5 protein-coding genes and 3 pseudogenes are annotated in these 8,568 nt (G+C 46.0%); 7 read left to right on the plus strand and 1 reads right to left on the minus strand.

From position 1 onward, the window contains the following. Positions 1-42: 42 nt before the first annotated feature. The 5 genes and pseudogenes from AAEY72_RS06875 (at position 43) to cobA (ending at position 5,911) form a co-directional block, all read left to right on the plus strand. Entirely contained in the window at positions 43-1,503 is a 1,461-nt protein-coding gene (locus AAEY72_RS06875; protein WP_352309986.1) for an NAD(P)/FAD-dependent oxidoreductase, read from the plus strand. Between the two features lie 95 nt (positions 1,504-1,598). Beyond that, a pseudogene (locus AAEY72_RS16660) lies at positions 1,599-1,745 on the plus strand (hypothetical protein); the annotation flags it as partial. A gap of 192 nt (positions 1,746-1,937) precedes the next feature. Then, positions 1,938-4,110, plus strand: a pseudogene (locus AAEY72_RS06880) (molybdopterin oxidoreductase family protein); the annotation flags it as partial. A 578-nt stretch (positions 4,111-4,688) separates the two neighbouring features. Next, positions 4,689-4,841, plus strand: a pseudogene (locus AAEY72_RS16665) ((2Fe-2S)-binding protein); the annotation flags it as partial. A 137-nt stretch (positions 4,842-4,978) separates the two neighbouring features. Beyond that, positions 4,979-5,911: a uroporphyrinogen-III C-methyltransferase gene (cobA, locus tag AAEY72_RS06885; protein ID WP_010200934.1), complete on the plus strand. Its 933-nt coding sequence runs from the start codon at positions 4,979-4,981 to the stop codon at positions 5,909-5,911. Between the two features lie 12 nt (positions 5,912-5,923). Here cobA and AAEY72_RS06890 read toward each other — a convergent pair whose 3' ends face one another. Continuing rightward, a complete protein-coding gene (locus tag AAEY72_RS06890) occupies positions 5,924-6,808 on the minus strand; it encodes a LysR family transcriptional regulator (protein WP_352309988.1) in 885 nt (294 codons plus the stop codon). A gap of 173 nt (positions 6,809-6,981) precedes the next feature. Here AAEY72_RS06890 and AAEY72_RS06895 point away from each other — a divergent pair, with 173 nt between their 5' ends. Both AAEY72_RS06895 and AAEY72_RS06900 read left to right on the plus strand, forming a co-directional pair. Then, positions 6,982-8,121 carry an alkene reductase gene (locus AAEY72_RS06895; RefSeq protein WP_352309989.1) on the plus strand — a complete coding sequence of 380 codons (1,140 nt, stop codon included), beginning with the start codon at positions 6,982-6,984 and terminating at the stop codon, positions 8,119-8,121. A gap of 86 nt (positions 8,122-8,207) precedes the next feature. Beyond that, positions 8,208-8,429, plus strand: a complete 222-nt coding sequence (locus AAEY72_RS06900) for a putative antibiotic biosynthesis monooxygenase (RefSeq protein WP_081501601.1) — start codon at positions 8,208-8,210, stop codon at positions 8,427-8,429. Positions 8,430-8,568: the final 139 nt, after the last annotated feature.

The following is an 8,568-nucleotide window of genomic DNA, read 5'->3' on the forward strand; positions in this document are numbered from 1 at the left end:
TTTATTTAATGCTGCACGTTGCGGCTAAGGGATGCTCTTCTTATGTCGCCTTTTGTACCACACCTTAATGCACAGTCAACAGTAGTCAATAGCCAAAATCCTAAAATAGCGTCAACGCTACCTTCGAGTGCTGGTATCGTCATTATTGGTGCTGGCATGGCAGGCAGCCGTTTTGCTATTGAGTTGGCTCGTGCCCAACAGCAAGACAGACTGGAAAACCCTCACATCCATCTGCCAATTACGCTTATTAGTAAAGAACCACAAGTCGGCTACAACCGAATTATGCTATCGCCTGTACTGTCAGGAGACTCTATATTTGAAGATACTTATCTATACGAGCAATCAGAGTATCAACAGCTGGGTATCACCGTATTGGCTGGAGTTTCGGTTGACATAATAGACGTCAAACAGCAGTCCATTGAGCTGAGCAATGGACAAACGATCGCTTATAGCAAGCTGGTTATTGCGACGGGCTCCAGTGCTCGAATTATTCCTTTTCCTAATTACGATGCTAAAGGCGTGCACGTGTTTCGAGAAGTAGCTGATGTAAATGCACTAACCGCATATGCACATCAAGGGAAAAAAGGTCTGGTGATTGGGGGCGGGGTATTGGGGTTAGAGGCCGCGTGCGCTTTGGCTTCTCAAGGAGCAGATATGACGGTTGTTCATGTGGACAGCTATGTACTGAACCGACAGCTTGACTTGCCCGCCGCTGAGCTATTGCAAGCAGAGCTCAGCTGTCGAAATGTCGGACTTGAGGTATCAGCGATCACTGAATGTATAGCGGTCAACAACCAGCACGAAGTATGCGGATTGTTGCTAAAAGATGGGCGCACGTTGCCAGCAGATTTCGTGGTCATGGCAGTGGGAGTGGTACCTAATATCACATTGGCAAAAGACAGCGGGCTGACGGTCAACCGTGGCATCATCGTCGATAATTATATGCATACTAGCGCTGCCAACGTATACGCTATTGGCGAATGTGTGGAGCTAGACGGTGAGCTGTTCGGTATGGTAGCGCCCGTCAATCAGCAAGTTGATACCTTAGTTTCTGTCCTAAAAGATGCGAGGATATCAAACGATGGTTTATCATCTAGAAATAATTGGCACCCCTTTACTAGCAAACCGCTGTCTTTAAAGCTAAAAGTATCTGGCATCAGTGCCTTTTCAGCAGGGCAAGTCGACTTTGATGAGGAGGAAGCGGCGGCTATCGAAACCATCACTTATCAGCAAACCAGTATAAATCACTATCATTGCCTCTATCTTAGAAACAATAAACTGATCGGCGCTGTACTCTACGGTGAGGTCAATGAGGGCAGTTTCTATAGCCAGTTGATTAACAGCAATAGTGATATCGCGCCTATAAAAGTGGATTTAATATTTGGTGAGGCTTACTGTGATTTGGAGAAAATAACGACAGATAGTGAGGCTAACGGAGACATGGATAACGATAGCGAGCTGGATTTATTAAGCGCAGCAGACATAGTAGGAGCGGCGTCATGAGTGAAGTGATCTTGAGTAATAAATCGAATGCTAGCCAAGAATTAGAAAGTGGTATACGCCGATCTGATCACAAATCTAATAACAAATCTGATGACATGATCAATCCTTCAAAAACGGCTCTTATTGCCACTTATACTGAAAAAACGACGTCCACCATACGTACCACTTGTCCTTACTGCGGGGTAGGGTGTGGCGTCCTAGCCAGTGTCGATGCGACAGGGGTAGTGAGCGTAAAAGGAGATCCTGAGCATCCGGCGAACTTTGGTAAACTATGCTCAAAGGGCAGTGCGCTGGCACAAACCTTAGGCAGTGAGCGACGCTTAACTGAGCCTTACTATCAAAACAAGCAAGCGGTAATGCAACAACATCGACCTATGCAATTGGTTAATGATTTTAACGCTATCGACATATCTGATGAGCCACTTATAAATCCTACCGATTGGGATAACGTTTTAGATGATATTGCCACGCGCTTAAACGACACGATCGCCAAGCATGGTCGCGACAGTATTATGTTTTATGTCTCAGGACAGCTACTCACTGAGGATTATTACGTCGCCAATAAGTTTATCAAAGGCTTTATCGGTAATAATAATATTGATTCCAACTCACGCCTATGTATGTCTTCCGCAGTAGCAGGGCACAAACGTGCCTTTGGCGCTGATTTGGTGCCTGGTAATTATGAGGACTTAGAGTCCTGCGATTTATTAGTGCTGGTGGGCTCAAACATGGCATGGTGCCATCCTATTTTGTTTGGACGTTTTTTAGACGCCAAAAAAATTGATCCCAGTAAAAAGCTTATCGTCATTGATCCGCGTCGTACGGATTCTTGTGAGTTCGCGGATTTGCACTTACCAATAGCCGCCGGCACCGATACGCATTTATACAATGGGTTGTTGCACTATCTTAAGCAGCAAGGTTGTTGCGATGAGCATTATCTCAGGCAATGTAATGATGTCGATCTCGCTTTGGAGGCTGCCAAGACGTGGAGCATCGACAAAGTCGCTCAAGCATGCAAAATCAGCGCTGACCTCATACGCCAGTTTTATCAGCTAGTCGCTGCCAATGACAAGACAGTGACCGCGTTTAGTATGGGCGTTAACCAATCAAAGAGTGGCACCGACAAGGTCAATGCCATTATCAATAGTCATCTGTATACCGGACGCGTAGGAAAAGTAGGCGCCAGTCCGTTTTCACTCACTGGTCAGCCAAATGCTATGGGTGGCCGTGAAGTCGGGGCGCTGGCTAATTTGCTGGCGGCACATTTAGACTTGAATAATAGTATTCATCGTCAACTGGTGGCTGACTTTTGGCAGGCACCGCAGTCTATTGCGCCAGAGGTTGGCATCCAAGCTTGTGATGCTGCCGATGCTATCTTAGATGGGCGTATCAAAGCCATTTGGATTATGGCGACCAATCCAGTCGTGAGCTTACCTGAAGCGGATAAATTTCGCCGCGCATTAGCGGCTTGTGACTTGGTCATTGTCTCTGACTGCTCGGTAGACAGCGATACGGTTAAGTGCGCAGACATTGTATTGCCAGCTCAAGGTTGGGGCGAAAAGTCAGGCACAGTCACCAATTCTGAGCGGCGAATCTCAAGACAGCGGGCGTTGAAGCCTGCATTAGGACTCGCTAAGCCTGACTGGTGGATACTGTCTCAAGTGGCTACCCGCATGGGGCTAGCTGGGTTTGATTACCAGCATCCTAGCGAGATATTCAATGAGCATGGGGCATTGACCGCTTATAAAAATGATCCTAGCCAAGTGCCCTCTATTAACAATCAACCGCGCTATCTGAATTTGGCTAAAGACCTACCAATGCCAATCCTAAATCGTGCTGACTATGAGGTAATGCCCCCCTTTCAATGGGGCGACCCGCGAATCACCATGGCGCACTCAAACTTTATCGCTATTACACCCTCAGATAGTGCCAGCTTACCTAATAGGCATCAGCGTCGCTCAAGACCGAAAGCTAATGACAATACAGAAAGCGATAATATAGCGAGCGATAATAGAGAAAAGGATAATAAGAGCGATAAGCCACATAACGGTCACTCATCAACCGTGCATCTACGTCTTATTACCGGTAGATTGCGTGATCAGTGGCATACCATGACCCGCACAGGACTTGCGCCGCAGCTTAACCAACATGAGTCTGCGCCGATGCTGACCCTCCATCCCGATGACGCCAAGCAACTCGGTGTTGAAAAGGGCGACTATGTGCAGCTACATCCCCGCTATGAGCAAAACCTACCAAACAAGCAGCAGCAAAAACAGCGTCAGCCACATAATGGGGCGGCTGTTGATTCAAATACAGATATTGAAGTGTTAGAGCAAAAAGTGATAGCACAAGTTGCCATCAGTGATGGCATGCGTGTTGGTGATGCATTTATGCCCATGCACTGGAGTAACGCCTTTGCCAGCGGTGCAAGAGTAGGTACGCTCATTCCGACGGTTGTCGATCCCCATTCAGGACAGCCTGAGCTAAAAAACTCAGCGATTAGCATTAGCACTGTACCTATGCAGACGTTTGGCAAGATTTTGGTGCATCCTGATTTGCAAGACACCATACTAGTGCACTTTCGTGCTATGGCAGCTAGCTTTAAAGAGCAAATGACAGACAATGAGTTGCAAGCAGCCTCTTCTAGCTTTGATGTGGCTAGTGAGCAGTCGACTCAAACACTACCAGCACTGACATGGAGTATTAGCCGCCAAACCAACAGCGTTCTAATGACTCTTGCTAGCCCAGTCGACAGCATCGCTAAGCAATTGCTTGATCCTGAGTTTTGGCAGCAGTTTATCGATACCTATCAAAGCTCTGTATCGGATAAAGGATTGACGGATGACGCTGCCAATACTGTAGGGGTTAATAGTGCTTTTACCCTTAGTAAACCGGAGCAACAACTACGCTTTATTTTGACTCAGTCGGAGGCGAATGAGGCAAGTGAGGCAAATAATGAAGAGGTCGATCGCACGTTGCCAAGCACTTCTATCTCTACTATACCGAGTGAGCGGCTACTATTAGCTATTTACTTCGCGCCGCAAGTGACGCAGTTGCCCAGCAGTCATTGGCTTGATAGCTGCTTTACCAATACCGATGCGATACCCGCACAGCAGCGCTATAAATGGTTGCTGGCAGGTCGTCCAGCCACAGGTTATATCGATCCAGGCCCGCTGGTGTGTTCGTGCATGGCGGTGGGAGAAAACATCATCATCAATGCCATCACCAAACAGCAATGTACCAGCGCACATGCCATTGGTAAAGCGTGCCGAGCGGGCACCAATTGCGGCTCATGTGTGAGTCAAATTAATGCACTTATTGAGGAATATGCGTCCTAAACGCCTGTTGAAAGAGGGTTAAGTTATCGATATGGCATGAGGCTTGCACCGTATCTTGTACTATCTTTTGTTCTTATGTATTCCATTATGAAGTGCTGATCTGCACGGCGCTAGTAGTGTTATTAGGAGTGACCATTATGACTGATTCATCTGCTTTTATCGCAACCCTACCTTCGAATGACTTGTCCAATAAAAAATGCAACGTCAATGTGCTAAACACACCACCAACGATAGCAGAAGGTGAGAAAGTAGGCACTGTGCATTTAGTCGGTGCTGGTTCTGGTGATCCTGAGTTGTTGACTCTAAAAGCGTTACGAGTCATGCAGCGCGCAGACATAGTGCTTTATGACAGCTTAGTCTCAGAGGATATCTTAGATATGTGTGCGCTGACAGCAGAGAAAATATTCGTCGGTAAGCGCCGTGCCAATCATGCTCTGCCGCAAGAAGGCATCAATGAGCTATTAGTCAAACACGCGCTGGCAGGCAAAACAGTGGTTCGTCTAAAAGGCGGCGACCCCTTTATTTTTGGGCGCGGCGGCGAAGAGCTGCAAGAAGTTGTGCGCCATGGCATTCGTTTTGAGTCCATTCCCGGCATCACAGCCGCCAGCGCCGCTGCTAGCCGTGCAGGGATTCCACTAACGCACCGTGATCATGCGCAAGCCGTCAAGTTTGTGACAGCGTGCAAAAAGTCAGGCGCAGCCAATAATGACTATGACGAACACTTGGACAGCAAACAAACGGTAGTGTTTTATATGGGACTACATCGGCTAGGTGAGTTGACCGAAGGGTTGATAGCAGCGGGGCGCGACAGCGAGACTCCTTTTGCCGTGATTAGTCATGCAAGCTTACCCACGCAGCAGCTGCTCATCGGTACGCTTGGTAGTATCGCTAATCAGCAAGCGATAGCGAAATTGCCAACACCTGCATTATTGATTATGGGTGATGTGGTCACTTTATATCATGAGTTTGCAGACTATAATCTTGGTGCTGTGGGTAAAGGTGCATTTGTTGATGTTAATAAAGTTATAAGCAGTAACGACTTAATACCCAATTTGGAAAGTATGACGTAGGAACGTTACTTATTATAGATTTCGTAATTGCTCAATTAACCAACGATGTATGCCACTGTCAGTAGTACGTGGGTGCCATGCCGCTATGACTTTAAAAGTAGGCGGCAATGCTTCAACCTCAAGCTCTTTGACCTTACTGCTCGGCAATAACCGCGAAGGATAAAACGCAATCATATCGGTCGTGTGCAAAATATCTGGCACCGCTGAAAAGCTAGGAACTGACATCACAATATTTCGTTTTAGACCTTTTTCTGCAAACCATTGGTCATGAGAGCCGCGCAAATTAGCACGCGAAGGCGACACCACCAACTGCGGGTGCGCAGCCACTTGCGTCAGTGTTAATGGCTCTGTTGCAAAAGTATTTTCACAACCCGTCACGCATAAATGTTGCTCTTCAAACAGAGTGACATACGATAAGTTATCAGGGATGAATTCGGGAAAGGTAATCAATAAATCAAGCTCGCCTGCTGCAATAAGTTGGTTAATATTGTCTGAGGCAAAGTCACGTACGATCAGCTTCAAATCCGGTGCGTCGCGGCGCGTAATATTAAACAACTGCGGTAACAGCGCCTGTGTCGCATAGTCGGTCGCACTAATCGTAAAGACGCCTTTATATGTTTGTGGCGTAAAAATCTCTGGCTCTAACAAATCTTCCAACTGCTTTAATATATGATCAATAGGTTGCTGCATCGATAGCGCCTTTGATGTTGCCACCATGCTATTTCCTTGACGAATAAACAAGCGATCATCAAACACCTCACGTAACTTGCGCAGCTGCTCACTGATGGCTTGTTGGGTCAGCCCCATTTTTCGCGCGACTTGTGAGAGGTTTTTTAGATCAAGCAGCGCCTGTAATACTCTAAGTTGCTTAATATCGAGCCGATTCATACCATTCATAACTCATACCATTAATAGTTGTATCTTAAACAATAATTGGTTGTTTCTAATTGTACCCTCAAAACGCTATGCTGACCAACATTGCTTAAGAAATCATTAGATTGGTTATTAAGCATCAAAACAGGCCAAATACATTCAATAATAAGCCATCAGCTGCTTTAAAAGAGATATTTATGACACAAACCATTCTAAATACAAGTACACTATTTTCCTCTGTAGAACTTGGGCCTTATACGCTCAAAAACCGTATCGTAATGCCGCCATTGACACGCTCTCGTAGCACGCAGCCTGACAATATTCCTAATGACTTAATGGCAAGCTATTATGCACAGCGTGCGACAGCAGGCTTTATGGTGACGGAAGGTACACAGATTGAGCCAAGAGGCCAAGGCTATGCTTGGACACCTGGTATCCATTCACCAGCCCAAGTTGAAGGCTGGAAAAAAGTTACGCAAGCAGTACATGCTAAAGGTGGTATTATTTTTGCTCAGTTATGGCATGTTGGGCGTGTGTCTCATACCAGCTTGCAGCCACAAGGTGCTCAGCCTGTAGGCCCATCAGCGATTGCTGCTGATAACGTAAAAGTCTTTATTGAAACAGGCCCAGGTGAAGGTGCATTGGCCGATCCAAGTGAGCCACGTGCTCTCAGCACTGATGAAGTTGGTGAGCTGGTAATGATGTATGCGGCAGCCGCACGCAATGCATTGGAGGCGGGTTTTGATGGGGTAGAGCTGCATTGTGCTAATGGTTATTTGGTCAATCAGTTTATTTCTGAGCATAGCAACACACGTGATGATCAATATGGTGGGTCGTTGACCAATCGTCTACGTTTCTTAAAAGAAATCGTCGCTGCTGTCAGTGATGTGGTTGGTGCTGATCGCTTAGGTGTACGCTTTGCGCCTTTGTTTGCGAGTACGGATGAGACGCGCGTGTATTTAGGATTGGTAGAGTCAGACCCTCATCATACGTATGTCGAAGCGGTCAAATTGCTGGAACAAGCGGGCATTGCTTACTTGTCAATTGCAGAAGCTGATTGGGATAATGCGCCTGATTTGCCAGACACTTTTTATCAAGCGGTAAGAGAAGAATTTTCAGGCCGTATTATTTATGCGGGTAAATATACCGTAGAAAAAGCCGTGAATATTTTAGCCAAAGGCTATGGCGATTTATTTGCGTTTGGTCGTCCTTTTATTGCCAACCCTGATCTACCTGAGCGTATCGCCAATAACTGGCCACTCAATGAAGTAGATCCTACCACGATGTATGGTGGCACTGACGTTGGCTACAGCGATTATCCTTATTATCAAGCATAGTTAAAAAAACAATAGTAATAAATGAAATAAGGCCATTTTTGGCCTTATTTTTATTTATAAATTTAATCATCAGTCGGTATCATATAATGAATAAAAATTCTAAAGACAGACTTATACGTATATTAGTAGGATATGTCGGACTCTATCCAACACTCCTAATTGTATTAACGTTATTGAAGCCTGTGACTCAAGGGTTAAGCCTGCCAGTGGTGGTATTAATTGAAACGATCATACTCGTTCCGTTGACACAGCTGGTGTCCTTCCCACTAGCAGGCTGGGTCATTGAGCGTCTAAGCAGAAAAAAGTGATCACTTTTCGCAGCGTTTACTGGTAAACCATCATGTTATTCAAGCTCATCAATTAACTGTTTCATCTCAGCGATTTCACGTTTTTGCGCTTTTATAATATCGTCAGCAAGCTGTTGTACACGCGGATCTTCAATATCAG

The sequence above is a fragment of the Psychrobacter sp. W2-37-MNA-CIBAN-0211 genome (assembly GCF_040309405.1).
Classification (GTDB): Bacteria; Pseudomonadota; Gammaproteobacteria; order Pseudomonadales; family Moraxellaceae; genus Psychrobacter; species Psychrobacter glaciei.